The 25,268-nt window shown below is 71.1% G+C and carries 20 protein-coding genes; 4 read left to right on the top strand and 16 right to left on the bottom strand.

Annotation, left to right across the window (positions count from 1 at the left end):
- Positions 1–40: 40 nt before the first annotated feature.
- The 10 genes from WMF14_RS31895 to WMF14_RS31940 form a co-directional block, all read right to left on the bottom strand.
- Entirely contained in the window at positions 41–1,855 is a 1,815-nt protein-coding gene (locus WMF14_RS31895) for a hypothetical protein (RefSeq protein WP_437792354.1), read from the bottom strand.
- A gap of 73 nt (positions 1,856–1,928) precedes the next feature.
- Entirely contained in the window at positions 1,929–3,374 is a 1,446-nt protein-coding gene (locus WMF14_RS31900) for a hypothetical protein (RefSeq protein WP_437792356.1), read from the bottom strand.
- Positions 3,371–5,581, bottom strand: coding sequence for a bifunctional metallophosphatase/5'-nucleotidase (locus WMF14_RS31905; protein ID WP_437792359.1), 2,211 nt, complete (start codon positions 5,579–5,581; stop codon positions 3,371–3,373). The genes WMF14_RS31900 and WMF14_RS31905 overlap by 4 nt, the downstream gene beginning before the upstream one ends.
- Positions 5,582–5,586: 5 nt before the next feature.
- Positions 5,587–7,557, bottom strand: a complete 1,971-nt coding sequence (gene ptsP, locus WMF14_RS31910) for a phosphoenolpyruvate--protein phosphotransferase (RefSeq protein ID WP_437792362.1) — start codon at positions 7,555–7,557, stop codon at positions 5,587–5,589.
- On the bottom strand, positions 7,554–7,838 hold the full coding sequence (locus WMF14_RS31915) for an HPr family phosphocarrier protein (protein ID WP_437792365.1): 285 nt from the start codon (positions 7,836–7,838) through the stop codon (positions 7,554–7,556). The genes ptsP and WMF14_RS31915 overlap by 4 nt, the downstream gene beginning before the upstream one ends.
- A complete protein-coding gene (gene rapZ, locus WMF14_RS31920) occupies positions 7,835–8,896 on the bottom strand; it encodes an RNase adapter RapZ (RefSeq protein ID WP_272094688.1) in 1,062 nt (353 codons plus the stop codon). Before rapZ ends, WMF14_RS31915 begins: the two co-directional genes overlap by 4 nt.
- The gene (hprK, locus tag WMF14_RS31925; protein WP_437792367.1) at positions 8,893–10,140 is read right to left on the bottom strand and encodes an HPr(Ser) kinase/phosphatase; all 1,248 of its coding nucleotides are present in this window, start codon (positions 10,138–10,140) and stop codon (positions 8,893–8,895) included. Before hprK ends, rapZ begins: the two co-directional genes overlap by 4 nt.
- A 44-nt stretch (positions 10,141–10,184) precedes the next feature.
- Positions 10,185–10,664, bottom strand: a complete 480-nt coding sequence (locus WMF14_RS31930; protein ID WP_272094690.1) for a PTS sugar transporter subunit IIA — start codon at positions 10,662–10,664, stop codon at positions 10,185–10,187.
- A 478-nt stretch (positions 10,665–11,142) separates the two neighbouring features.
- Complete coding sequence (hpf, locus tag WMF14_RS31935; protein WP_272094691.1) at positions 11,143–11,511, bottom strand: ribosome hibernation-promoting factor, HPF/YfiA family; 369 nt, start codon at positions 11,509–11,511, stop codon at positions 11,143–11,145.
- Between the two features lie 280 nt (positions 11,512–11,791).
- The gene (locus WMF14_RS31940) at positions 11,792–12,136 is read right to left on the bottom strand and encodes a sigma-70 domain-containing protein (protein WP_272094692.1); all 345 of its coding nucleotides are present in this window, start codon (positions 12,134–12,136) and stop codon (positions 11,792–11,794) included.
- A 348-nt stretch (positions 12,137–12,484) separates the two neighbouring features.
- Between WMF14_RS31940 and WMF14_RS31945 the strand changes: the two genes are divergently transcribed.
- Positions 12,485–13,351 carry an oxygenase MpaB family protein gene (locus WMF14_RS31945; RefSeq protein WP_437792370.1) on the top strand — a complete coding sequence of 289 codons (867 nt, stop codon included), beginning with the start codon at positions 12,485–12,487 and terminating at the stop codon, positions 13,349–13,351.
- Positions 13,352–13,414: 63 nt separating this feature from the next.
- Here the strand turns inward: WMF14_RS31945 and WMF14_RS31950 are convergent, their stop codons facing one another.
- Entirely contained in the window at positions 13,415–14,470 is a 1,056-nt protein-coding gene (locus WMF14_RS31950; protein WP_272094694.1) for a serine/threonine-protein kinase, read from the bottom strand.
- Positions 14,471–14,634: 164 nt separating this feature from the next.
- On the opposite strand from WMF14_RS31950, the gene WMF14_RS31955 reads away from it, so the two are divergent.
- Positions 14,635–15,666, top strand: a complete 1,032-nt coding sequence (locus WMF14_RS31955) for an isocitrate/isopropylmalate dehydrogenase family protein (protein ID WP_437792374.1) — start codon at positions 14,635–14,637, stop codon at positions 15,664–15,666.
- 66 nt (positions 15,667–15,732) lie between these two features.
- Here the strand turns inward: WMF14_RS31955 and WMF14_RS31960 are convergent, their stop codons facing one another.
- The 3 genes from WMF14_RS31960 to WMF14_RS31970 all read right to left on the bottom strand — a co-directional run bounded on the left by WMF14_RS31960 (position 15,733) and on the right by WMF14_RS31970 (position 19,519).
- On the bottom strand, positions 15,733–17,472 hold the full coding sequence (locus WMF14_RS31960) for an ATP-binding protein (protein WP_437792376.1): 1,740 nt from the start codon (positions 17,470–17,472) through the stop codon (positions 15,733–15,735).
- A 180-nt stretch (positions 17,473–17,652) separates the two neighbouring features.
- Positions 17,653–18,096 (bottom strand): gamma-glutamylcyclotransferase family protein, encoded by a 444-nt coding sequence (locus WMF14_RS31965; RefSeq protein ID WP_437792378.1) that lies wholly within the window; start codon positions 18,094–18,096, stop codon positions 17,653–17,655.
- A gap of 838 nt (positions 18,097–18,934) precedes the next feature.
- Complete coding sequence (locus WMF14_RS31970) at positions 18,935–19,519, bottom strand: DUF2378 family protein (RefSeq protein WP_437792381.1); 585 nt, start codon at positions 19,517–19,519, stop codon at positions 18,935–18,937.
- A 1,000-nt stretch (positions 19,520–20,519) separates the two neighbouring features.
- Here WMF14_RS31970 and WMF14_RS31975 point away from each other — a divergent pair.
- Together WMF14_RS31975 and WMF14_RS31980 are read left to right on the top strand one after the other, a co-directional pair.
- Positions 20,520–20,915 carry a VOC family protein gene (locus tag WMF14_RS31975; protein ID WP_272094699.1) on the top strand — a complete coding sequence of 132 codons (396 nt, stop codon included), beginning with the start codon at positions 20,520–20,522 and terminating at the stop codon, positions 20,913–20,915.
- Positions 20,916–21,110: 195 nt separating this feature from the next.
- Positions 21,111–21,848: a M15 family metallopeptidase gene (locus WMF14_RS31980; protein ID WP_437323789.1), complete on the top strand. Its 738-nt coding sequence runs from the start codon at positions 21,111–21,113 to the stop codon at positions 21,846–21,848.
- Between the two features lie 10 nt (positions 21,849–21,858).
- On the opposite strand, the gene WMF14_RS31985 is transcribed toward WMF14_RS31980, so the two are convergent.
- The gene (locus tag WMF14_RS31985; protein WP_272094701.1) at positions 21,859–22,347 is read right to left on the bottom strand and encodes an acyl-CoA thioesterase; all 489 of its coding nucleotides are present in this window, start codon (positions 22,345–22,347) and stop codon (positions 21,859–21,861) included.
- Positions 22,348–22,412: 65 nt separating this feature from the next.
- Entirely contained in the window at positions 22,413–25,265 is a 2,853-nt protein-coding gene (locus WMF14_RS31990; protein ID WP_437792384.1) for an ATP-binding protein, read from the bottom strand.
- Positions 25,266–25,268: the final 3 nt, after the last annotated feature.

Here is a 25,268-nt window from a genome sequence, read left to right on the forward strand (position 1 = left end):
CGAGCGGGCGACGCGGTCAGCGCGCATCGCGGGCGTCGGGTCAGAAGCGGGCCTGGAAGCTCGTGCCGAGACCGAAGAAATCGGGGTTCACGAAGGTGCGCAGGGCCACGGTTCCCTCGGAGGGATCGCGCTCCATGAACGTGCCGTTGTTGTCACGCACAACCTGAGCCCACGCCACCGCGGAGAGGATCTTGCTGATATCCCACTTGAGGCTCACGCGGGCCTGGAAGATGGGCACAGCCGAGGCGTTGAAGGGGAGGATCGACACATTGCCCTGCTCTCGGACGACGGACGTGCGCGCGATCACCGCGCTCATGGTGTCGATGGACATCGTCCTGAACGCGGCGGGGAACTGCAAGCCCACGCCAAGGCCAGGGGTAAGCCGCACGGACGCGAGGTAATAGTCGGCGGCGAGCGCGAAGAACAGCTCGTCGGCCGTCGACGTCTGGGCGGTCTTCGGGATCGTCTGGAATGGGATGAAGCTCGGCTGGTTGCGCAGCACGAACGGCAGATCCCGGTAGACGCCCGTGACGCTCGCGCGCGCGTATCCGGACTTGACGACCGCCTGGAGGGCGCCGGCGCGTGCCGGCTGATGGGTGGTGACACCGGCAGACTCGAAGTCCTTGAGGTTCTGGAAGAGGTTCGTCGCTTCGAGGCTCACCGCCCATGTCGTCTTGCCCGGCGTGTAGAACTCGGGCTTGAAGAGGATCTGCGGCTTGTTTGGATCGTTGCGATAGAGGAGGAAGTCGACCGACTGCGGGATGGGCTCGTTCTTCGCGTGCGCGACGACCCGGGCCGAGCCGCCGTAGGTGTAGACCGGGTCGCCGACGACGTCGGGCAAGTCGAAGCGGCCCTGCTGAAAGTAGCCGGCGCCGAGGTCGACGTGGACGTAGGGGTGGAGATCGGCGCCCCCGCCAAGGAGAAAGCCCCAGTTGGTCTGAGCGATCCGGATCTCCTCAGTCTCGCTCGTGCCGGGGGTGAGCACATGCTGGAGCTGGGTGAGGCTCGCGACCTTGAACCCCGCGTACACGCTGAACCGGTCGGAATCGAACTGGACCTTCGCGCCAGGCGCGGTTCCGATGATGCGCGGGAAGATGGACTGGTTGGCGGAGGCGTTCGTCCCGCCCCACGAGATGTCGTAGAGGTAGCCCAGTCGAAGCCGGTCCGTGTCGATGGGCCAGAGCGTGACGCCGATACCCGTCTTCCCCTCTGCCTTGCCGTCGGTGTGATAGAAGGCGCGAATGAACGATCCGGCGTCGTAAAGCGCCTGATTGACGTTGTTGTCGTTCCTGGACAGCGCGGCGAGGTCGATGCGCAGGACGAGCGAAGCCTCGGTGTCGAGCCGCTCGATGAACCCCGGCATTCTCTTGTAGAGCGCGAGGTGCGTCAGGTTCTCGCGCCCGGTGAAGCGGGAGTTGAGGTTGTCGAAGAAGAGCCGGTATTGCTTCCGATCACCGACGCTGAGGTTCGGCGAGAGCGGCTGGGCCTGGCCGGTGTCGTGGAGCAGATCGTCGTCCCCGAGCGTCCACGTGAGGCGCGTGTCCATCGCGTCCCCCAGGCGGACGGGCGGCTCCTCGGCCGCCGGCGGCAGGTAGGGCTCGCGCCGTGGGAGGGTGGGGACGACGGGCGCGGGTGCGGGCTGCGAGGTCGGAGACGGCGCGGCGGCCGCTGGGGCCGGCGCGGCGGGCGCCGGTGCCGGCGCGACCTGGTCCGGGCTCGGCGCCCCCGGCGCTGGCGCCGGTACCGAAGGCGCAGCAGGACCGGGCGGCGGCTGCGGCTGCCCTAGCGCCGGCGGCGCGAGCGTGAACAGCAAGGCCCCGGAGACAGCGGGGGCGAGGAGCGCGCTTCGGAGCATGGCGGGCGGTGGCTTTCCTGGGCCTGGGGGATCCGGCGGGCGCAGCGCGACCGCGGCGAAGGTGAGGAGGTGGCTAGTTGGTCTCGGCGTCGTTGTCGTCGAGGCTGCGCGTCCGGACACAGGCCTCCTTCGAGGGCTTCGTTGCGGGCGCGCAGCCGGGCGCCGCGCAGACGAGGTCGTCCGGGCAGCGGGCTTCGATCGTCCAGTGCAGCGAGCCGCCCGAGAAGTTCCGGAGCGTGCCAGTCACCGCGTCGATCACCTCGCCCCGGCGGGACGTCGGATCGAAGGCGCTCACCGTGCCCGTCTGGATCTGGATCATGCTCGATCCGTCTGTGATCTTGTAGTTGCCGCGCGCGGCGTAGCTCGTCCACTCGCTGCACTCGGGGTCGTCCGAGCACGCGTTCGCGCAGCTCCGCTCGGCCTGGCTGTCGAAATCGACCCGCCCGTCGCCGTTCAGATCGCAGTTCGATTGCTCCGCGGCGAAGACGTTGTCCCTCGCGGGCCTCGGACCGAAGCGCTCGCTCACGTGGAACCCCTCGACGCGCACGAGCCCGCTCTCGAGGCGCTCCATGGCCGAGGCGCCGGCGAGCGTCGGCCCGTCGAGCACCGTCGGCTCCGGGACCAGGCACTCCGCTCCTCCCTGCACGCGCGCGATCTCGTACGAAGGGAACGAGAGCTCGGTGAAGCCGAAGAACTCGTCGACGGTGCCGGCGAGGTACTCGAGCCGATCGCAGACACGCATGTTGGCAGGTGTGCTGAAATTGTACGCGAAGAGGTGGTTGAAGCCGCTCCCCTGGCCCGTCAGATCGGTGACGTAGAAGCCGTCGCTCGAGACACGCGTGACGACGACCTGCTGAGGAGCCGCGGTGTTGATCTGCATCGCTTCGGTCGGGTAGGGCGTCGCCGGGCCGCCGCCCTGCACGTCGGCGATGCGCGGCACGGCGTAAGCGACCGGCTTCGAGACACCGGCGCTGAAGGAGCCGCCCTCCTCGGTGTCGTCGTCCGCGAAGGCGCACCCGGGATCGGCAGGGAAATCGACGAGCACGTCGCCCGGCGCGTCATCGTCGACACCGTTGGCGCACGCGGGCCGGTCTCCCCGGGACGCGGGCCGGTAGCCGACGTCCTCGACCCACAGCCGGGTGGGTCCGTAGACGGCCGTCACGTGGGCGATCCCCTTGGCGACGCCGCCCCGCAGGCGGATGTTGCGGCCGACCGCGATGCCCTCGTCCTCGGCCTCGACGTCGAGCACCGCCCCGGGCTCGATGCTGAGCCTGACCATGCCGTCGAAGGGCGCCCGGCGGCCGGCAGCGTCGCGCGCCTCGATCCTGAACGACCAGGCGTCCACGGTGTCGCCGCGGTTGGCCGGCAACGGCGCCTCGGCGGAGGGCGGCGCTTCCCCGTTCACCTGCTCGACCTGGACCCAGAAGCTCGAGCCGCCCCGGGGCGGCTCGAAGTCGCTGCTGCACCCGGCGAGCGCGGCGGCCGCGAGCGCCGCTCGATGCCGCGCCCGCGGCGTCACTGGCCCACCATCCGCAAGCGGCCGTCGGAGAAGTTGCCGAGCCGCCGGTCGACGCACGCCAGGTACTTGCACTGCTCGCCCGCGGCGCTGCACGGGGCGAGCGCGCTCTCGCACCGCTCCCGCACCCAGTCGGTCGGGGCCTCGGCGCAGACGTCCCGCTGGTGGGCGGCGACGTCGTCGCGGCAACGCGCGAGCACACACGCGCCCCGGGAGCACGGCGCGGCGCCTGTCGTGCACGCCTGCCCCTCGACCACCGACTCGGGGCACGCGCAGACGAAGCCCTCGCCCACGCCCGCGCAGTCGGCGTCCTGCCGGCACGACGCGAGCTCTCCGCGCTTGTCCGCGCCGCACGGGCTGCCCGCGCGGAGGTGGTCGATCAGCGCGTCGCGCTGCTGCACCTGCGTGTCGAGCTGCGTCGTGTTGCGCTGGAGCACGCGGAACCCGCTGCCGCCCTGGGCGAGGTAGCTCGACGTCGCGAGCTCGTAGGTCGCGATCGGATCGATCGGCTGCCAGCACCGCCTCGCCTCGACGTCGCAGCTGCCCACCTCGCCGCCCGGACAGTCGGCGTCGCCGTTCGGGCACGCGATCGTCGGCTGGCGCGCGCCGATGTACACGTGGGTCGCGACGCCCGGCGCGGCGCCGCCTCCGGAGCGCGCGGCGCAGTCGATGACGACCCGCGCGCCCGCGATCTGCGCCTGCGAGACGCACCCGCGGCCGCTCGATCGGCGCGCCACGAAGTCGAAGAGCTCCTGCACCTCGAGGCCGGAGAGCTGCATCTTCGAGATCGAGTTGTCGAAGGGGAAGACATTGAACATCTGCTCGACCGTCACCGGGCCGGGCGCGAGGTCGGCGCGGATGCCTGTCGTGTTCGTGAGCGCGAAGTCGGTCTGGATGCCGAGGCGCAGCCACATCGCCCCGGCGATGAGGTTGCCGAGGGGCGAGTCGCCGCCGCTCGTCGAGGCGCCGCGGGAGCCGCCCGGCGCGTAGCCGACCAGGAGATCGAGGTTCGCGAGCGCGTCGAGCCCCTGCGCGTACGGCTCGAGCGCCGAGGCGACGATCGGATCGGCGGGCACGCCCTCGGTCACCGGGAAGAGCTCGTACCGATCCGACAGCACCTCGAAGCCGTTCAGCGGGTCGTAGCCGCCCCCGAGCTCGGAGGCGTCCCTGGACAGCACGAGGTCGAGCCGGCCGACGAACTTCGCGAACGCGCCGGAGTGCGCGAGCACCACGTCGCGCGGCGTACAGTAACGCCGGCGCTTCGCGCCCTCCCCGGGGGAACGCTCGTCGTTCAGGAGGATGTAATGGCTCTGCCGCTCCTCGTCGTAGTACCGCGAGCAGTCGCGGACGCGCTTCGGCGGCTGGAGGACGATGTGGTTGTGCCCGCCGAGAACGACGTCGATGCCCGTCGTGGTCTCGATCATCCGCTCGTCGCCGTCGAGGCCGAGGTGGGTGACGAAGACGATGACGTCCACCGTGGGGCGGAGCAGATCGACGTAGAACTGGGCGACCTCGGTCGTGTTCAGCGGGGTGACGCCGAGCCGGTTCGGCGCCTCGAAGATCGATGTCAGGCTGGAGAGGTTGCCCATCCCGACGACGCCGACCTTGAGGCCCTCGAGGTCGAAGACCGTGAACGGCTGCAGGATGGCGCCGAGCGGAGAGGCGCCGGGCTGCGCGGGGTCCTCGAGCTGGTAGTTCGCCGCGAGGACGGGGAAGCCGGCGTTCTGCTGGAGCTGGATGCCGAGGTTCAGCGCGCCGCGGTCGAACTCGTGGTTGGCGACGATCATGGCGTCGACGCCCATCGCGCCGAGGGCGCGGATCTCGGCCTCTCCGGAGTAGAAATTGAAGATCGGCGCCCCCTGGAAGCAGTCTCCTCCGTCGAGGTGCAGCGCGCGCGACGACCGGGCGCGCTCGCGGCCGAGGAGATGGGACATGCGCGCGGCGCCGCCGACGTTGGCGATCGAGGCGGCCGCGCCGAGGCCGAGCCCCGCGTCCACCTGGCCGAGCTGCAGGTTGTACGGGAAGAGCCGCGAGTGGATGTCCGACGTGTGGAGCAGCGTCAGGTGCACCTGGCCGACGAGCCGCGTCGGCGGCGCCTCCTCCTCGCAGCCCGCCGCGCACAGGCCGAGCGCCACCGCGCAGGCGGCCAGCGCGCGCGCCACGCCGGACGCGACCGGCGCCGCAGGCGTCGGCTCAACCGCACCGAGCACGCCGCTCACCGCGTGGCGCGCTCTCCCGTGAGCAGGTCGTAGAGGTCCGGCGCGAACGCGGCGGCGACGCAGCACTCGACCTCCTCCGCCGTCGCGCAGGCGAGCGCCTCCGCCGCGACCGCCTCGGCCTCGGCGACCGTGATGCGCCGGAGCGTCTCCTTGATCTCCGGGATCGCCGCCGCCTCCATCGAGAAGTCGCGGAGGCCGAGGCCGAGCAGCAGCAGGGCGGCGAGCGGATCGCTCGCCATCGCGCCGCAGAGGGAGACCGGCCTGCCGAAGTCCTGGCCTGCCTGGATCACCTTCGTGATCAGCCGAAGGATCGACGGATCGAAGGGCGAGGCCAGGTAGGCGAGCGAGCGGCTGGTCCGGTCGACCGCGAGCGCGTACTGGATCAGGTCGTTCGTCCCGAGGCTCAGGAACGCGGCCTCGCGCGCGAAATGGTCGACCATGACCGCCGCCGAGGGCACCTCGATCATCACGCCGAGCGGGATCTCGTCGGCGCACGGCTGGCCTCGGGCGCGCACCTGCTCCTGCGCGCGGTGCAGCAGCGCGCGCACCTGCCGGAGCTCGCCGAGGCCAGCGACCATGGGGATCATGATCCGCACGTCGCCGTAGGCGGAGGCGCGCACCATGGCGCGGAGGTGCTCGAGGAAGACGTCGGGGCGCGAGAGCGCGAGCCGGACCGCGCGGAGGCCGAGCATCGGGTTCATCTCGGGCGGCACCTGGAACGTGGAGACGAACTTGTCGCCGCCGATGTCGAAGGTGCGCAGCGTGACCGGCTTCGGGCGGAGCGCCTCGACGACGGCGCGGAAGATCTCGAACTGCTGGTCCTCCGAGGGCGGGGACGAGCGGTCGATGTAGAGGAACTCGGTCCGGTAGAGGCCGATGCCGTCGGCGCCCTGGTCGCGCGCGAGGATCGCCTCGGCAGGGAGCTCGACGTTCGCCCGGAGCGACACCTTGACGCCGTCCTTCGACTGGGCGGCCCGGTGCCTGGACTCCGAGAGCTCCTTGCCGAGCGCGACGTAGCGTTCGGCGCGGGCGCGCGCGTCCGCGAGCTCGGCGGGGCCGGGGCGAACGACGACCGTGCCGCGCAGCCCGTCGATCACCACGACGTCGCCCGTGATCACGCGCTGCAGCACGTCGCTGACGCCGACAACGGCCGGGATCTCCAGCGCGCGCGCCATGATCGAGGTGTGGCTCGTGCGGGTGCCGACCTCGGTGACGAAGCCGACGACCGGCTCGTCGACCATCGCCGCGGTGTCGGCCGGCGACAGGTCGTGCGCGATCAGGATCGTCGGCCCGGAGAAGCGCGGGAGCGCCGCGCCGAACGTCGCCGGCATGGCGATCGAGTTCTGCAGCTCGATCAGGCTGCGCGTGGAGAGCGGCGAGGTGTCGCGCGAGGACGGCGGCTCCTGGGGCGGGAGGCTGAAGGCGCGCAGGAGGCGCTCGCCGACGAACATGACGTCGTGGCTGCGCTCGCGCAGGTACGGGTCGTCGAGCGCGGCGAAGCGGCCCGCGATCGCCTCGCACGCGGCCGCCACCGCCCACTCGGCGCAGCGGCGCTCCTCGGTGACCTGGCGCTTCACGGCGTCGGCGAGCGCCTCGTCGCCGAGCATCAGCAGGTAGGCTTCGAGGATCGACGCCTCGGCGCGGTGATCGCCGACGCGCTTCGCCATGTCGCGCAGCTCGTCCTGCGCGCGCTCGACCGCGGCCTCGAAGCGCTCGAGCTCCGCCGTGATCTCGCTGGAGCCGACGCGGCGGCGCGGGTGGTTCGTCCGATGCCCGCCCATCACGACGGCCGCGCCGATGGCGACGCCGGGCGACCCGGCGATGCCCCGCAGCGTCTCCGTCCGGGCGCCGGGCGGCATCGAGTCGACCCGGGCGCCGGGCGCCGCCGAGTCGCTCCGGACCGCGTCCGCCGGGGCGGGGTGCTCGTCCGGGGCGTCCGACGAGAGCGCGCTCGGGCCGCGCGTCACTCGTGCTCTCCGAAGCGCGCGGCGATCAGCTCGCCGATGGCGGAGACGGCGTCGGCGGCCTGATCGCCCGTCGCGCTGACCTCGATCTGCGTGCCCATCGAGCCGCAGAGCAGCAGCACGCCCATCACGCTCTTCGCGTTGGCCGACTGCCCGTCCGGCCCGGCCAGCGAGATCTCGCAGTCGTAGCGCCCCGCGAGCTGCACGAGCTTCGTCGCGGCGCGCGCGTGGAGCCCGCGCACATTGATGATGGTGAACCGCCTCGTTACCGCCTCGGTCGTCACCGCTCGCCCCCCGTCACGCTCGTGTCCGACGCCGGGCGAGGCTCCGACGGGGTCGCTCCCGGCTGCGCCAGCCGGAGATCCACGCCGGGCGCCCCGGCCATGCCCTCTCCCACCCCCGAGGGTACACCACTCGCGCTCACCCGGGCGACGTCCCGGTGCACGACCGTGATGGGCAGCCCCGTCTTCCGCCGCAGGCTGTCGCTGAGCGCGTTGGTGAGCACGACGGAGCGGTGCCGACCGCCGGTGCACCCGATGCCGACGGTGAGGTAGCTCTTTCCTTCGCTGGCGTAGCGCGGCATGCAGAACGAGAGGAGCTGCTCTGTCCTGCAGATGAACTCGAGGGCATCCGCGTTCTTCAGGATGTACTCCCGCACCGGCTCGTCGTTCCCCGTGAGCTCGCGGAGGCCGTGGACGAAATACGGGTTGTCGAGGAAGCGGACGTCGAAGAGCAGATCGGCGTCGAGCGGGATGCCGTACTTGTAACCGAACGAGACGAACCGGGTGGACATCCGGGGCACCTCGACCTTCGAGGGGCGCAGCCGCTCGATGACGACGCGGCGCAGGTCGTGCGTCGACAGCCGGGTCGTGTCGAGCTCGATGGTCGCCCTGGCCCGCAACGACGCGAGCCGCTCGCGCTCGAGGAGGACGCCGTCGAGCATCGCGATGGCGCCGCTGCCGCCGGTCGTCAGCGGGTGCGGGCGCCGCGTCTCGCTGAAGCGCCGGAGCAGCGTCTCGTCCGAGGCGTCGAGGAAGAGGATCACCACGTCCCGTCCGTTCCGGATGGAGTCGAGCGCCGCCGTGGCGCCCGCCAGGAAGGAGCCCACCCGGACGTCGATGCCGAGCCCGATCCGGGTGATCCCGCCCGACTCGCACGCCTCGACTGCCGGCTGCACGAGCGACGTGGGCAGGTTGTCGACGCAGAAGAAGCCGAGGTCCTCCAGGGCGTGGAGCGCCGTCGACTTGCCCGCGCCGGAGAGGCCCGTGACGACGACGACGCGCCCCGGCGCGCCGTCGGGCCCGTGCAGGCCGTGCTGCTGCTGATCGCCTGCGTTGCTCACCCTCGCCTCCTCGGCCGCGGCAGGCTCACGGACGACTCCGTGGGGCTGAACCCGGAGCTCGGGCGATCGGGGGGCGGCCTGCCCCGATCCGCGGGCGGCCGGAAGGCGCTGCTCGGGGGGTTCGGCGCGTCCACGCCGCGGCCGGGCGGCGGTGGCCGGGGCGGGCCGGGCGGCGCGGCGCTCCGCGAGGCGCCCTCCTCGGCGAGCCTCGTCGGCGGGGGGATGGACGACTCCTCCGGCGAACGCTCGCGGAGCAGCTCGCCCTCGACGTTGCCGAAGAACTCGCGGGCCGCGTGGAACCCGGCGTTCTTCAGGAGCTCGTTGCGGGCGGCGACCTCGAGGATCGACGCCATGTCGCGGCCCGGGCGCACGGGGATGACGAGCTCCCGGATCTTCACGCCGAGGATGGTGTGGTACCGCTCGTCCAGCCCGAGCCGATCGTACTCGGTGTCCTTCGACCACTCGACCAGCTTCACCACGACGTCGATCCGCTTGCGCTCGCGGATCGACGTGACGCCGAAGAGGTCCTTCACGTTGAGGATGCCGAGGCCACGCACCTCGAGGTGGTACCGGAGGAGCTCCGCCGGGGCCCCGAAGACCATGCCGGGCGGGCGGTAATCGCACTCCACGGCGTCGTCGGCCACGAGCCGGTGGCCGCGCATCACGAGATCGAGCGCGCACTCGCTCTTGCCGATCGCGCTCGACCCCATGAGAAGGAGGCCCACGCCGAAGACGTCGACGAGCACGCCGTGCAGGCGCAGTCGCGGCGCCAGGCGATCGTCGAGCAGCGCGTGCAGCGCGGTGATCGTGGCGCTCGATCGCACGGCCGAGACGAGGAGCGGCGTCCCGGTCTCCTCGGCGCACTGCGCGAGCTCAGGCACAGGGACGAACCCGATGCCGGAGCCGTTCGCCTCGAACGGCTGATCGCCCTGCGTGACGATGACGCAGCACAGGCCGAGCTCGAAGAAGCCGCGCAGCGACAGGAGCCGGTCTTCGCGGGAGAGCTTGTGGAGGAACGAGAGCTCTGTCTGCCCGAGGATCTGCACCCGCGTCGGCACGATGCCGTGGAAGTGGCCGACGAGCGCGAGCCCGGACTTCTGGATGCGGGTGTTCATGATGGGCCGATCGAGGCCCGCGGCGCCGGCGATGAGCGTGAGATCGATGCCGAGCCCCTCGTCGGCCATCAGGCTCCGCACCGCGATGACGGGGCGGTCCGCGCGCCCTCCGCCGGTCGAGGGGGGCATCCGGCCGCCTCCTTCCCCTTCCTGTCCGCTGCTGCGCGGGCCGCTCATGACACCGACCTCCCTTCCTCGGCGGCGATGAGCTCGAACGCCGCGCGCCCGGTCGAGGCGCCGAGCAGCCGCCGCCTGAAGCTTTCGTCCCGCAGCAGACGGGAGATGCGCGCCAGCGTCTTCAGGTGCTCGCCCGTGGCGCGCTTCGGCCCGATCACGGCCACGAGGATCGACACCGGCGCCCCGTCGATCGCGTCGAAGTCGATCGGCTTCGGGCAGATCAGGACCGCGCCGATCAGCCGATCGACGCCCTCCATCGCGCCGTGGGGGATGGCCACGCCGCTGCCGACGCCGGTGGACTGCAGGCGCTCGCGCTCGCCGAGCACCCGCTCGATGTCGTCGGCCTTGACCCCCGGCTGTCCTGTCGCGAGCAGGGCGGCGAGCCGGCGGAGCGCGTCCGCCTTCGAGCGGACGACCCCCTCCTGCTCGCTGGCGACGGATACCTGGTGCGCGGTCAAGATGTCGCGGACTTGCATGCTGATTTCGGCGCTCGGGCGAGGTGAGAGGGCTCTGGAACGGCGCACGTGGCACGGTCGGCGCGGCGCTCGGCCAGGGCCAAGCGAGCCGATGTGGCCATCGTACCCTGGGGACCTCGGGTACGCGACTCAAGGACGCTATCGCGGCGAGCGTCCCGGAGGGAGCGATCTTCGCGCCGCGGTCGCTGGGCGACCGCCGCGGCGCTCCGGGCAGGTCGTGCGTGCGCTGGGGGCGAGCCGATAGAGACGAGCGCCCTTCGCCGCCGCGGCGAGGGCTGCGGCTCACGCGGAGGGAGCGCGCCGCCGCGGCGGCTCACAGGGGGAGCGCGCCGCCTCGCCCGCGAGCGGCGGCTCACAGGGGGGAGCGCGCCGCCTCGCCCGCGAGCGGCGGCTCACGGGGCGGGAGCGCGCCGCGCCAGCGGGCGCGGCGGCCCTCGCTCCGGTTCGCGCGCCGCGCCTCGGCGGAGCGCCCGGTGGTTTACGATCGGGTGCGCCCCGCCGAGGCCACCGCTTCGCGCTCCACCTCCACGGCGTACTCGCCGGCGCTCGTCGCGCCGCGCTTCCGCGCCATGGTGTGTCCCTTTCCATCGCGGATCTGCCGCTCGAGCTTGTCGTGGACCGTGTCGATCGACGCGTACATGTCCTCACCCCGTTCGGTCGCATGGAAGGCTAGACTGCCGGAGGAGATGCGAACGTCGGCGACATGCGTCAGACCCTCTACGGAGAGGGTGACCTGCGCCGTCATCGCCTGCCTAAGAAACTTCTGGAGCTTGGCCACCTTCTCGTGGGCGTACTTCTTCACGGCGTCGGTACCCACCATATGCCGGAACGTGATCGTGATGTTCATCGGGTCCAGCCTTCCTTCCCTGATGCGTAGATGAAACAATCGACTACGGCTACAGAGCACCCCTCCATCTCCATAGTAACACTGATGTAGAGCTCCAGTCTGCACTCAACGGCGCAGCGCTTTCGTTTTGTTTGGCGTCGTTCCGTTTCTGCGGGTCTTGCCCCAACTTGCCGGGAATTGTCGCGGCTTGGCGCCGCTCGCCACCTCTCGCGCACCTGGTCGTGCCCACGCGTCACCATGGCTTGCCGCGCTGCGTCCTGCGCGGCGAGCGCGCCTCCTCTCAACAAGCCTTGGCACGCCCCGCTTGTTCCAGCGCCCGGCGCACCGTGTGCGGGGCCTGGCCCGAGGCCAGCGCGATCTCGCCGATCGTGGGTGTGCGCCCGAGCTCGGCCGCGAGCCGCCTCGCGCTCGCGAGGACGGCCCGGAGCACCTCGACATCGCCCGGATCGAGCGGCTCGGCGACGCGGAGGCCCTCCGACTCCAGCCGGTCGATGATGTACTCCACCTCCTCGTACGAGACCGCCCGCCGGTCGACGACTTCGGCGATGTCGTTGAGGTCCACCCGACCGGTCGACCTATGGCGTGTAAGGAGCTCCTGGATCATGTCGTCGATGACAGGCGGCACGGCGCTAGCGTGCCACCTTCGCGCAGGCCGCGCACGCGCCTGCGCGCGCGAAAGCAGGCCCGAAAGCCGAGCGCGAGACCGAGCTGATCGAGCGTCTCGGCGCCGCGCTCCGCGGCCCTCCCCGCGGCCTCGCCGCGCGGAGCCTGGCCAGCCGGCTCGCCCGCCGCGGGCCCGCCGCCGCATCACGGCTCATGATCACGGCGCTCCACGGTGAACCGCACCTCACCTCGTCTCGCCACGCTCGCCACGACCGACGTCTTCATCTGTTCAGCGATGTTTCCGCCAGGATGCGTGAGGCATGATAGAAATGGACGCGTCATCGGGCGGATACACATCAGGAGATCTTCCATGCGCTGGGCCCCTCCCGAATCGCGATCGCGTTATGCGATCCGCGACCATATCGAAGCAAACCTGGATCCGGTCAAGGATCATCAGGAGATTGCATTTCTCTCGACGTGCTATGATTTCCCTTGGGACACGCAGCACGCCCTCGAGCTCGCGCTGTTCCGTGTGTTCGGGATCGCCAAGGGCACACCGCTCCTGGTGCAGACAGGGGAGCTCCTCCAGCGCACCCAGAAGCGCTACGACGACACGGTCCTCATCCTCTCCGAGATGCTGGAGAACGGATACGACAGCGACCGCGGCCGGGCGGCGCTGCGGCGCATGAACCGGCAGCACGGGCGTTACGCCATCCCGAACGACGAGTACCTGTACACGTTGTCGACGTTCATCTTCGAGCCCATCCGCTGGAACGAGCGCTTCGCCTGGCGCGCGCTGCTCGAAAAGGAGAAGCTCGCGGCGTACCACTACTGGAAGCAGGTCGGGGGGCTGATGAACATCAAGGATATCCCGCCGAGCTACGAGGCGTTCGAGCGGTTCAACCTCGATTACGAGGCGGAGCACCTGCGGTTCTCGGAGGACAACCGGAGGCTCGCCGTCGCGACGCGGGACCTCGTGCTGGGCTGGGCGCTGCCGAGAGCGCTATGGCCGCTCGGGGCGCCGGTCCTCCACGCGATGATCGACGATCGCATGCTCGACGCCGTCGGGCTGCCGCGGCCTCCGCCCGGGCTGCGCGGCCTCGTGCAGGCGGCGCTCCGCGCGCGCGGCCCGCTCTTGCGGGCCATGCCGCGCCGGCGCTCGCCGCGCCTGCTCACTCGGCTGAGGAACCGCACGTACCCGGACGGCTACCGTATCGAGGATCTCGGCGCGCGGTGACCAGCGCAGCTCCACGGGCCGGCGAGCCCGGCCGCTGCGCCGGGCGCGCGGGCGCCTGCCGGCTCAGGGCAGCTGGCGCCGCAGGAACTTGAGCGCCTCCCGGGCGGCGCGGTTCACCGGCTCGTAGACGTCCGGGGTCTTCCTGAGCGGCACGCCGATCGGCTCGCCGGGGCGGACGCCGAGGATGCGCTCGACGTCCTCCAGGAGCGATTGCATCGAGTCGTAGCGGTTCTCGGGGGCCTTGCGGAGCGCGGTGGCGACCAGCGCCTCGATGCGCCGATCGATGCCGGGCCGGATCGTGCTGAGCCGGGGGGCCGGGGTGCAGGCGTGCTGGGCGACGACCACCACGTCGTCCGGCGAGGAGAACGGCAGCAGGCCGGCGAGCATGCGGAACATGGTGACGCCGAGGGCATAGACGTCGGTGCGGCCGTCGATGGGATCGGCGAGGGCCTGCTCCGGGGCCATGTAGGGGACGGTGCCCAGCACGAGACCGGCGGCGGTGGTGGGGCCCGTCTTCAGCTTCGCGAAGCCGAAATCCATCATCTTGAGCACGCGCGGGCCGCCCGGGGAGCGGACGAGGAACAGGTTGTCCGGCTTCACGTCGCGGTGGATGACGCCGGCCGCGTGCGCCAGGGCGAGCGCCGACGCCGCCTGCCGTATCAGCGGAAGCGCGACGGCCTCGCTCACGGCCACCTCGCGGCGGAGCAGGACGCCGAGCGACTCGCCGGTGAGCAGCTCGAGCACGATGAACGGGGACCCGTCCTTGCGCTCGCCCGCGTCGAGGACCCGGACGATGTTGGGGTGCCCGAGCTCGGCCGCCACCTCGAGCTCGCGGAGGAACCGCTCGCGCTGGGCCCGATCGGCGGCGAAGCTGCGGTTCAGGATCTTGATCGCGACCTGCTCCTTCGTGCGGCTGTCCGCCGCGAGGTACACGCGCGACATGCCGCCGGCGCCGATGAAGCCCTGGATCACATAGCGATCCTCGAGGATGGCGCCGAACTGCCGCGTCGGCTGCGCGGGCGGCGCGGCCGACAGCGACTGGACGAGGCGCGCGCCGTCGTCGGGGCAGAAGCCGTACGAGCGATCGGTGTACGCGCGGTGGCAGCGCGGGCAAATCATGGGACCCGCGTCATGATGGCGGCGGGGGCGGGGATCCTCAAGGGACTTGCGGGCGGGCGGCGCGCGGCGCAGCTCCGGCGAGGTGGATCGCGGCGCGCACCTCGGCTATGCGTGCGCCTTTCCTCGTCGACGCGACGACTCACCCCGAGATCGAGAGACAGCCCGTGACCTCACAGAAGCACCCTGCGACCCTCATCCCCGGCGACGGCATCGGCCCCGAGATCGTGGACGCGACGCTGCGCGCCCTCGACACGCTCGGCGCGCCTTTTGAATGGGAGACGTGCGTGGCCGGCATGGCCGGCGTCAAGGACGCCGGCGACCCGCTGCCGCGGGCCACGCTCGACAGCATTCACCGCACGAAGCTCGCGCTCAAGGGGCCGCTCGAGACGCCGATCGGCGGCGGGTACCGCTCCTCGAACGTGCGCCTGCGGCAGGAGTTCAAGCTCTTCGCCAACGTGCGCCCCGCGCGGACGCTCATCCCGGGCGGTCGCTACGAGAACATCGACATCGTGCTCGTGCGGGAGAACCTCGAGGGTCTCTACGTGGGCTTCGAGCACTACATCCCGATCGGCAGCGACGAGCAGGCGGTGGCGATCGGCTCCGGCGTGAACACCCGGGTCGGCTCGCGCCGCATCGCCGAGTTCGCCTACGACTACGCGGAGAAGCACGGCCGCAAGAAGGTCACCATCGTCCACAAGGCGAACATCATGAAGGCGCTCACGGGCATCTTCCTGGAGACGTCGCGCGAGGTGAGCAAGGGCTACGAGGGACGCGTGGCGACCGACGAGCGGATCGTGGACGCATGCGCGATGCAGCTCGTGCTGAACCCGTGGCAGTTCGATGTCATCGTCACGACGAACCTCTTCGGGGACATCCTCTCGGACGAGATCGCGGGCCTCGTCGGCGGCCTCGGCATGGCGCCGGGGGCGAACATCGGCCAGCACGCCGCGATCTTCGAGGCGGTGCACGGCTCGGCGCCGGACATCGCCGGCAAGGGCGTGGCGAACCCGATCGCGCTCATGCTCGCCGCCGCGATGATGCTCGATCACGTGGACCACCGGGAGCTCGCCGGCCGCCTGCGCGCCGGGATCGACGGGGCGCTGAACCTGGACGGGGTCCGCACCCGCGATCTCGGCGGCAAGGCGGACACGAAGACGCTCACCGACGCCATCGTGGCGCGCATCAAGAACGGCTGAGCGGGCGACGTCAGCACGGCGGATCTCGCCCCATCGCCGCGGCGCAGGCCGCGGTGGCCCGCGGGGTCAGCCGCGGCCCGAGGGCGCTTCCGGGAGGGGGAGCGTGAAGTGGAAGGACGTCACCTTGTCCAGCTCGCTCTGCGCCCAGATCCGGCCGCCGTGCGCCTCGACGATGCCCTTGCAGATGTAGAGCCCGAGGCCGGTGCCGGGCGGTCGGCCCCGGGACGGGGGTGACGAGAGCCGCTGGAAGCGCTGGAACAGCCTTGGCAGCTCGTCCGGGGGGATGCCCGGCCCGCGGTTCTCGATCGCGACCTCGACCTCGGCGTCGCGGAGAGAGAGCGTCACGCGGGTCGGCGCGTCGGGATCGCCGTACTTGGCGGCGTTGAGAAGGAGGTTCCCGAGCACCTGATCCATGCGCGCCGCGTCCACGAGGACGAGCGGCACGGCCTCGTCCGCTGTCAGCACGATCGCCCGATCGGGCCTCTCAGCGGCTGCGAGCTCGACGTTCGCCTGGAGCAGGGCGCGCACGTCCGTCGGCTGCCGCTCGAGGGAGAGGTGCCTCGCCTCGATCTTGGAGGCGTCGAGCAGGTCTTCGGCCATCCGATCGAGGCGGCGGACGTTCGACAGGATCTTCTGGGTCCACGCCGTCGCACCGGCGGACTCGGGCAGCCGCGACAGCATGCCCGCGTAGGCGGAGATCGCGGAGAGCGGTTGCTTGAGGTCGTGCGCCACGAGGGAGGTCCACTCCTCGCGGAGCCGCTGGATCTCCCTGAAATTGGTGACGTCCTCGTAGCTCGCGATGGCCCCATGGATCGCGCCGCCCTCGCCCCGGATGGGCCCAGCGCTCACCACGACGGGGACGTAGCTCCCGTCCGTCCTTCGAAACCACAGTTCCTTACACATCGTCCCCTCGCCACGCGCCGCGCGAACGAGGGGCATTTCAGGCAGCAGGAGCGGCCGCCCCCCTGGTTCACACAAAAGCGCACCTCGCCCCATATGTAGCGCCTCGAGCGGGTGTGGCCCGCCGCAGAGCTCCTGGCAGCGGCGGCTCGCGAGGAGCGAGGGGCCGCCGCGCTCGTCCAGGATGGCGATGGCGACAGGGAAGTCTTCGATGACGCTGCGCAGCCATCGCCGCTCCTCCGCGAGGCGCCACTCGACCTCGTGCAAAGCAGCTTCGGTGGGCCCCGGCGCGTCCGCGCCCCGCACGTACTCGGCGCCCCCGGAGCGCATTCGCGCGCCCGCGGTGGGCTCGGCGCCCGCGAGCGCGAGCGCGAACAGCGCGCAGAGGGCCCGCACGCACGGGAGGATCTCCTGCAAAGGTGCGCTGCGGCTGCCGAACGCGCAGAAGAGGACGCCGAAGAGCCGGTCTGCGCTGAGCAGGGGCGCAGACAGGACCCAGTGGGGCCTCGTGCTGGCCCCGAGCGCGCTCAGGTCGGAGAAGCGCTCGCAGGCGGCCTGGTCGACCACGGCATGCTCGATGCGGCGGCTCTCCGCGGCGCGCAGCACGAGGGACGACGTGCCTGTGAGGTCCGCGAGCTGCGCGGCGACCGCGCTCGGCAGGTTGGAGGAGGCGACCAGCCGGATCGGCCGCGCGTGGTGCTCCACTGCAGCGCCATAGAGGAGCGAGAGGTCTGCGTTGAGCAGCCGGGCGGCTTGCTCGGCGATGATCTCGCGGAGCGCTTGCGGCTGAAACTTCCCTGAAAGCGCGGCGGCCGCCTCGACGACGACCTCGGCGAGCTGGGCAGCGGCGGATTCAGGCTCGCCGTCGTTGTCGCCGAGTTGGTCGTGCGCTGAGATTCCCGCCACGCTTTCCCTCGCCGCCATGCCCATAGCACCTGCGCTGGCACGCGCCGTTCCACGAGCGACGCGCCCTGCCTGCTCCCAGGGTACAGTATGCGCAGTGCGTCGAGGGAAGGCTTGTGTGCCTGCGCAGCGACGACTCGCGCCGAGCGCCATGCGAAGGGGAGAGAGGAGCGCGCAGACTGGTCAGCGGGAGGGGTCGAAGCGGCGCTTCGCCCAGCTCACGAGCGGGCTATTGTCCCGGGTCCGCACAGCGCCGGGCGCGCCGCGGCGTTTCCGCCAGTCGCCCTCGCGGACGCGTCGGCAGCCGGCGGCCTGCTCCATGGAGAGGAGGTAGGCCTGCGCTTCGCGGCCGTCGGCGAGGCGGATGGCTGCTCTCCGGTACAAGACCGGGTGTCCGCGGTGCACGTCGAGCGCTGCCAGCGCAGCCGGAGCGATGGCATAGAGCTCGCCGGTCACGGCGATGAGCCCTCCCTGGACGAGGGCGCCGCTGGTGCCGAGGTCGACGAGCGCGTACTGCGGTGTCGTGGTCGCCACACCGAGCGGGCGAGCTGATGCGAGCCATTCGTGTTGGTCCTCGCCCGTCATGAGGTTGTCGTAGACGAAGAGGACGATCTCGTGGGTAGTCATTGGCGTGGTCCTCGGACGGGCTCTGCGGCCCCCCTCCGACGCTCGCAAAGGGAGGGCGCGAGCGCAAGGCTGGTCGGAGCGACGCTGGCGAGGCCGTGATGGTCATGTAGCTCCAGAGGAATGTTGCACCTGCGCACCTGCGGCGAGCCGTGGTTCCGCGAGCGACTCGCCGGTTCCAAGGAGCATCCACCAGTTCCTACAGCGCCTCATGCTCGCTTGACGCTCGCGTTCGACAGCAGTTCGAGCGCAGTCTTGCGCACAGCCCCCAATTCTCCTGCTCAGCGCGAATGCGGCTCTCATTCGACCAAGCATTCACCATCTGGGAAGGCGACATCCACTTCTCGGAGGCGACCTCGATCCCTCCCCCCATCGATTCAAGATCAACTCGCGCTGAACGAAGATATCTATCGTCGCCAGGCTCGATAAAACGGCCGCAAGCCGACTCAAATCATCGCAACTCTCTATGTCTCGACTACCCCGCCCTGATCCAGCACCGCCCTCACCGCGAGCGCGCACGGCAACCGCTCACCGCCGTCGCCCCCTCTCCACCACCGGATCCCCCCTACCGCCGTAGCGCCGGCGGGAGGGTCCACGCGGCGGGGGCGGGTGGGCGCGGCGAGCACCGACCGAGGTGCCATAAGGTCGCAGGGGGCTCTACGTCTCAGGCGCGCCTTGTGTGGCGCGCAACACAACGTCCCAGCAGGCATGGCCCGAAGGGAGACATGCCGGGTGGTGTTCTCAGCGCAAGCGCCTCGGTCCCCGTCTTGGCGGATGGCCGAGCGCCCGCCCGCCCCCGCCGCGTGGACCCTCCCGCCGGCGCGGCCCACCGGCCCGCGGGTTACCAGCTAACGAGGAACTGAAGCGTCTCCGCCCCACGCACCTCGACCGAGATGGTCGGCTTGGCGCCGTACCCCATGACGAGCGCCTCGAAGTTCCCCAGCGGGTACTCCAGCGTACCGCGATGGCTGCTGATGTCGATCTGCACCTCCGACGGCCCCAGCTGCCGCGCCCTGGCCAACGGCCCCTTCACGAGCGCGCCCAGGCTCCCCGTGTAGCGCATCAGCGCGGCGCCCGGGTCGGTCGCGAGGTGCATCGTGATCCTGCCGAGCGCGCTTTCCCTGAACGCCCCGACCTGCTGCCGCGCGAGGCGGCGGTAGCCTTCCCGCGAGCTCCGGTTCGGGTGCGAGAGACGCGCGGCCGCGTCGTAGAGGCGCAGGAAGTCGCGCGTCGGATAGTCCGAGAACGGCAGGTAGAGCCCCCCCCTCGGCGGGCTCGACAACGTCGTCACCACCTGAGCGAAACGCTCCCCGAGCGTCGCCGCCAGCGCGTTGAAGAACATCCCCTTCATCGCGTAGGACTCGGGGACCCCCGCCACCACGGCGTCGATGTCGATGTTGCCGAGGAGCGGATCGGAAGGACGCACCTCGAACGAAGCTCCGTTCGGCCCGACAAGCAGCCCCTCTGTGGACGGTGCGCTCGGCGGCGCGACGCTTCGGGGCACGGCGCGCATGACACCGCTCTTGGGAATGGGCGTCTCGTTCGCTTGCCGGCGCTGGTCGCTGCGGACCTCTTTCATAGGGAGCTCGCCGCAAAAAAAGACTCAACACAAAGGCCGCTTGCGGCAACCGCCGCAGCGAAGGGCACACGACCCATCTAGCAACGGCCATGCCGACCACTCACTGAACGAGTCACCGCGTGAACCCGGGGTTCATGCCAGATTTCCCTTGCATGGATGAAACGCTGGTTCAGCGGTGCAACCGCGTGGAGATGACCGGGACGGTGTTGTTCTCCGCTCCCGCCGGCGCACGCGTCTGCGGCGGCACACACCCGCCAGCGTGCCGAGCCGAAGGAACAGCGCGTCAACGCGCCGTGAGGCTCGCGTCAAGTTGCCTCGAGGCTCGCCTCGACGTGCCTTGAAATTCGCATCGATACGCCCGGAGACTCGCCTCGACGCGCCGTGAGGCGTCGCGTTGACGCACCGGGAGTGCCGATCTCGCGGAGCTCCGCTCGCGCCGCGGAAGCTCCTCGGCCCTGAAGAACCGTCGAGCGGCGGCGGTTTCACGCGAGCACCGGCGAGCATCGCGTGCGCCTGCCCACGATGAATCTGGTGGACGACGAGGTGGACCTGCGCGCTCCCCACGCGCTCGACCTGGACGTGGTCCGCGTGCAGAAGCCGCACTTCGGCCGCGCAGAAGCCGCACTTCGGCCGCGCAGAAGCTGCACCTCGGCGTCGAGCGTGGGGAGCCTCTGGTTCGACCGGGCGTCGTGCTCTGCCATCGATCGAAGCGTGGTGAGGGGGTTCATGCGCGAGCGTTTCGCGCCTCGCTCGCGCCCGTGCATGGAGCGAGGCTGCTGACCGGACGCTGTCAGCAGCGCCGCCCTAGGATGCCGGCGCGTGGGGCTGGACCCCCGAGGAGGACTTCATGAACACAGGACTGGGTGGCGTGATCGTCTATGTGCCCGATGCGGTGGAAGCTGCCGCGTTCTACGAGCGCGCGTTTGGCTTCGAGCGCAGCTTCGTCTCCAGCGGCAAAGAATACTGCGAGCTGAAGGGCAAGGTGCCGCTCGGGTTCGTGCAGGAGGACTTCGCTCAGAAGAGCCTCCCCGAGCTCGCGAAGAACCGGCCAGGGGAGCGCCCCGCCGGGCTCGAGATCATCGTCACGAGCGAGGACGTCGACGCGGCGTTCGCGCGCGCCGTGAAGGCCGGCGCAGCGCCTGTATCGGAGCCCCATGACAAGCCGTGGGGACAGCGCGTCTCCTACGTTCGCGACCTGAACGGCGTCCTCGTGGAGATCTGCTCGCCGTGGACCTCTCCATGAGCTCGCCGCAGCTCACCTCATGAGCTCGCCGCAGCTCACCTCATGAGCTCGCACGGACCGTGCGGCCGCGAGCGATGCAGCGCGCCGTCTGCTGCCCGCTGCAAGAATGCGCTCGTCTCCCTGACGGTGGTTCTCCTGACAGGCTTTTACGGCAAGTCCTTGCCGCGCCTGACACGGCCTGCTTAACCTCCGGCCGTGAACGCGAACGGACGGACACGGGTGCACCTGCTCGTGGCAGCAGCGATCGCCCTGCTCGCGGCCGGCCCCTCGGGGCTCGGCGGCGGGCCCGTCGCGGAGGCCAAGGAGCCGGCCCGGGGAAAAAAGGCGAAGAGCTACGAGTGCCGCGTGCAGAGCCCGCAGAAGTTCCTGAAGCGGCGCACCTTCGTCCAGAAGGGGATGCTCAACCCGACGAAGCACGCCAAAGCGGTCCGCTACCTCGCCGAGCACTACGGCCACGTCGAGACCGACGAGACGCGGCGCCACAACTCCGAGAGCGCCCACTCCCAGGCGACGACCGTGCAGTTCATGGGCCTCCCGCTCTCCATCCACGAGAAGATCGCGCCCGCGCTCCACTGCGTCGAGAAGCGGATCCGCTCGACGTGCACCCGCAAGTCCCGCCGCTACACGCCGCGCGCGGTCGGCGGGTTCCGCACGGCGAACAGCTACCGCGGCGCCGAGATCTCGAACCACCTCTTCGGCATCGCCATCGACATCGATCCCGACCGGAACCCGTGCTGCGGCTGCGTCGACCCGTGGCCCACGAGCCCGCTGTGCCAGGAGAAGAAGCGCACTGCCTACGAGCGCACGGCCCTGTCCCGCTGCTGGATCAAGGCGTTCGAGCGCTACGGCTTCGACTGGCTGGGACACGACGACCTCGAGGACACGATGCACTTCGAGTTCCTCGGGGATCCCGACCGGATCAAGAAGAAGTAGCGCGCGGCCATCACGCGCCGCGGCCGCCCCCGCGCCGCGAGAGCCGCCGCGCGCGCCGCTCCGCCGCGGCCTCGGCGAGGCGGCGATCGTCGTCCGTCTCGAGGACGATCGGCGGCACCGCGGTCGGCCTGAGCGACGCGTCGACCGCCACGAACGTCACGAAGGCCGTGACCATGGGCCAGATGGCGCCCGTCATCGCCTCCTCTCCCTCGACCGACACCAGGATCTCGAGCGACGTGCGGAAGGTCGCCGTCACCCGCGCGGCCAGGCGGACGACCTGACCGACCTTGATCCCATGATCGAACGAGAGGTCGTCGATGCCCGCGGTGACGACCGCGCTGCCGGTGTGCCGCTGCGCGCAGATGGCGGCGCACAGGTCGATCCACGCGAGCACCTGCCCGCCGAAGATCGAGCCGAGCGCGTTCGCGTGCGTCGGCAGGACGTACTCGGTCATCGTCGTGACCGACTCGGAGACGCGCTTCTCGTGCAGGGCCTTCACCCGGCATGCGTATCACGGGCGCCCCCCCGCGCCAGAGCACGCCGGCCCGCCCGGATCACCCGGCCTCAGCTGGAGGTCGAGGCCCTGCCCGGGCTCGGGAACGACGGCTCTTCGGAGGTGGGCGAGCGGCCAGGGCTCGCGTTGACCGACGACTTCGTGGGGGCCGACTGGCCCGGCGGGCCCGTCGGGAGCGTGGGCTCGTCCTCCAGGCGCACCGACGTGACCTTCAGCCGCCCGAAGATCGCCTCGGCCTTCTCGTTCATCGCCACCGCCTCGCGCCGCGCCGCCATGTTCGCCACGAAGCTGCGGTCGGTCGTCAGGAACCGCGCGTAGGCCTGGAACGTGCGCGCGAGCTCGAGTTCGTTCCCCGTCTCCTCGAAGATGCTCACCGAGCGCGCGAAATACGCGCGCGCGCTCTTCGTGTGCGCGCTGCCCCAGCCGCCCGCCGCCGTGATCTCGCCGAGCGTCCGGAGCGCGATGCCGAGGTGCACCTTGCTCCGGACCGACGCGAACAGGTCCACCGCCCGGCTGATCGAGTCGCGCGCCTTCTCCAGATCGCCCCGGAGCATGTAGGCCTTCCCGAGGGCGCGCCGCACCTCGGCCAGGCCGAGCCGGTCGCCGAGCCCGTCGCAGAGCTCCTCGGCCTGCTGCAGCACGCGCACCGCCTCGTCGGGATCGCCGCTCCGGTAGAGCGTCCCGCCGATGTTCGTCAGGATCAGCGCCGTGCGGTTGCGATCGCCGACCTGCCGCGCCACCTCCAGCGCCTCCTCGAAGAGCTCGAGGGCGTGGCGGTGATCGCGCTGGTCCTGCGCGATCATGCCGAGGTTGTTCAGGCTCATCATGACGCCGAGCAGGTCCGATATCTCGCGCCGGATCGCGAGCGACCGCTCGAACGTGTTGAGCGCCTGCTTGAACTCGCCGGAGTCCTGCAGGGCGAGGCCGAGGTTGTTCAGCGACAGCGCGATCGAGCGGCGATCCCCCATCCGCTCGCGGCGGGCGAGCGCGTCGCGCAGCCATTTCAGCGCCTCCTGGTACTCGCCCCGGAGCCAGTGCAGCTTGCCGATGTCGTCGATCGTCGAGGCGATCCCCCGCTCGTCCCGCGCGCCCTCGAAGAGGCGGAGCGCGGTCGTGAGGTGCTTGCCGGCCTCGTCGAGCGAGCCGCTCTCGCGGTAGAGGCGCCCGATGCGGTTGTGCGCGGCCCCGCCCTTGCGCCGGTTGTCGAGCCGGTAGGCGAGCGTCAGCATCTCGCGGAACGCGGCGAGCGCGTCGTCGATGCGCCCGGCGAGCTGGAGGACGTCGCCGTAGTCGTGGAGCGCGTCGATGCGCCGCGCGACGTGCGCGTCGCCGAGCAGCGAGAGCCCGCGCGCGTAGTACTCCGCCGCCTTCGCGTTCGAGTAGCGCCCGCGCGCCACGTCCCCGGCGTCGAGCAGCGAGAGCCCCGCCCGCACCGCGTCGCCGATGCGCTCGCGGTGCGTCGCGAGCTCGGCGAGGAACTCCTCGCTCGCGCGCACCGCCACCTGCTGCTCCAGCCACTCGGCGATCGCGTGGTGGTACCGCCGCTGGGCCGCGGCGCTCATCCGCTTCTGGAGCGCCTCGCGCTCCTTGGCGTGCACGAACACATACTCGTCCGAGCCCGCGAAGCTCGACTCGCTCTGCTTGCGCAGGTAGCCGCGGTCGCACAGCGAGCGCAGCGCGGCGTTGATCCGGTCGAGATCCTTGTCGCTCTGCTCCTCCCCCCACAGCTCGGGGGCCTGACAGCCGGCCCTGCCGAGGACGAACAGCGCGCCGCTCCAGAACACCGGGCCGATCGTCGCGGCCTGCTCGAGCAGCTGCCGGCCGTCGTGATCGAGCGCGGCGAGGCGGACGTTCACGGCGTCCTCGACCGTCATCGGCAGGCGCGCCGTCGACAGCTTCCCGAGGTGCACGCGCCAGCGCGGCCCGCCCGCGGAGTCGGGCGAGAGCTCCTCGATCACGCCCTGCTCGTGGCAGATGCGGACCATCTGCTCGAGCAGCGCCGGGTTGCCGTTCGCGAAGGAGCAGGCCGCCTCGACGAGCTCCGACGGCACGCCCGGCTGGGGCTGCGAGTCGGGGCGCTTCGCGTCGACGACGTCGACGACGTCGATGATGACGAGGTCGTCGCTCCCGCGCGGCGCGCAGGGCGCGAGCAGCGCCCTCGCCAGCTCCGCCGCGGCGGCCTCGCCGAGCGGCGTGAGCTCCAGGAGCGCGTGGCGCCGGTCGCCGACCTTGCCCCAGTCGTCCTGGCGGGTGAGCAGCTCGGGGCGGGCGGCGCAGACGATCAGGACCGGGCCTGTGAGGTACTCGATGAGGTAGCGCAGGAGCGCGAGGGAGTCGTCGTGGGCCGCGTGGAGGTCCTCGAAGACGAGGCACAGGGGGCCGTGGACTGCGTCCGCCTCGAGGAACGCCTTCAGGACGGCGCGGCGGATGAGGTCGGCCTGCGCGGGATCGTCCTGCACCGCGCGGGTGAGCGGGCTGTCGCCGAACGCGAGCCCGATGAACTGGCCGAGGAAGTAGATGACGTCGCCGACCTTGCGGTCGCCCATCACGTGCGCGACCTGCGAGCGGACCTCGGCGCGGGCCGCGTCCTTGTCCATGCCGTCGGAGAGGCCGAAGCGGGCGCGCAGGAGCCGGGTGAAGACGCCGTACGCGGACGCCATGTCGCCCGCGCTGCCCGAGGTGACGCGCAGCGCGGCGGAGCCCTGGCGCCGCCGCTCGAGGAACTCGCGCACGAGCCTGCTCTTGCCGATGCCCGGCGGGCCGACGAGCGTCACGGTCCGCGTGGAGCGCTCCCTCTCCACCGCGTCGAGCGCGCGGGCCAGGGCCGACAGCTCCGCCTCGCGCCCGATCAGCGGCGCGAGGGCGGGCGGCGCCGCGCCAATTGCACTGTCCTCTCGGCTCATCTC

Origin of the sequence: Sorangium sp. So ce693 (genome assembly GCF_051521375.1) — a bacterium.
GTDB lineage: Bacteria > Myxococcota_A > Polyangia > Polyangiales > Polyangiaceae > Sorangium > Sorangium atrum.

Bases quoted from the DNA above. Each gene is read 5' to 3' on its own strand.
- WMF14_RS31945 (WP_437792370.1), top strand. From the start codon at position 12,485: ATGCGCTGGGCCCCTCCCGAATCGCGATCGCGTTATGCGATCCGCGAC.
- WMF14_RS31930 (WP_272094690.1), bottom strand. From the start codon at position 10,664: ATGCAAGTCCGCGACATCTTGACCGCGCACCAGGTATCCGTCGCCAGC.
- WMF14_RS31965 (WP_437792378.1), bottom strand. From the start codon at position 18,096: ATGACTACCCACGAGATCGTCCTCTTCGTCTACGACAACCTCATGACG.
- WMF14_RS31975 (WP_272094699.1), top strand. From the start codon at position 20,520: ATGAACACAGGACTGGGTGGCGTGATCGTCTATGTGCCCGATGCGGTG.
- WMF14_RS31895 (WP_437792354.1), bottom strand. From the start codon at position 1,855: ATGCTCCGAAGCGCGCTCCTCGCCCCCGCTGTCTCCGGGGCCTTGCTG.
- hprK (WP_437792367.1), bottom strand. From the start codon at position 10,140: ATGCCCCCCTCGACCGGCGGAGGGCGCGCGGACCGCCCCGTCATCGCG.
- hpf (WP_272094691.1), bottom strand. From the start codon at position 11,511: ATGAACATCACGATCACGTTCCGGCATATGGTGGGTACCGACGCCGTG.
- WMF14_RS31950 (WP_272094694.1), bottom strand. From the start codon at position 14,470: ATGATTTGCCCGCGCTGCCACCGCGCGTACACCGATCGCTCGTACGGC.
- WMF14_RS31990 (WP_437792384.1), bottom strand. From the start codon at position 25,265: ATGAGCCGAGAGGACAGTGCAATTGGCGCGGCGCCGCCCGCCCTCGCG.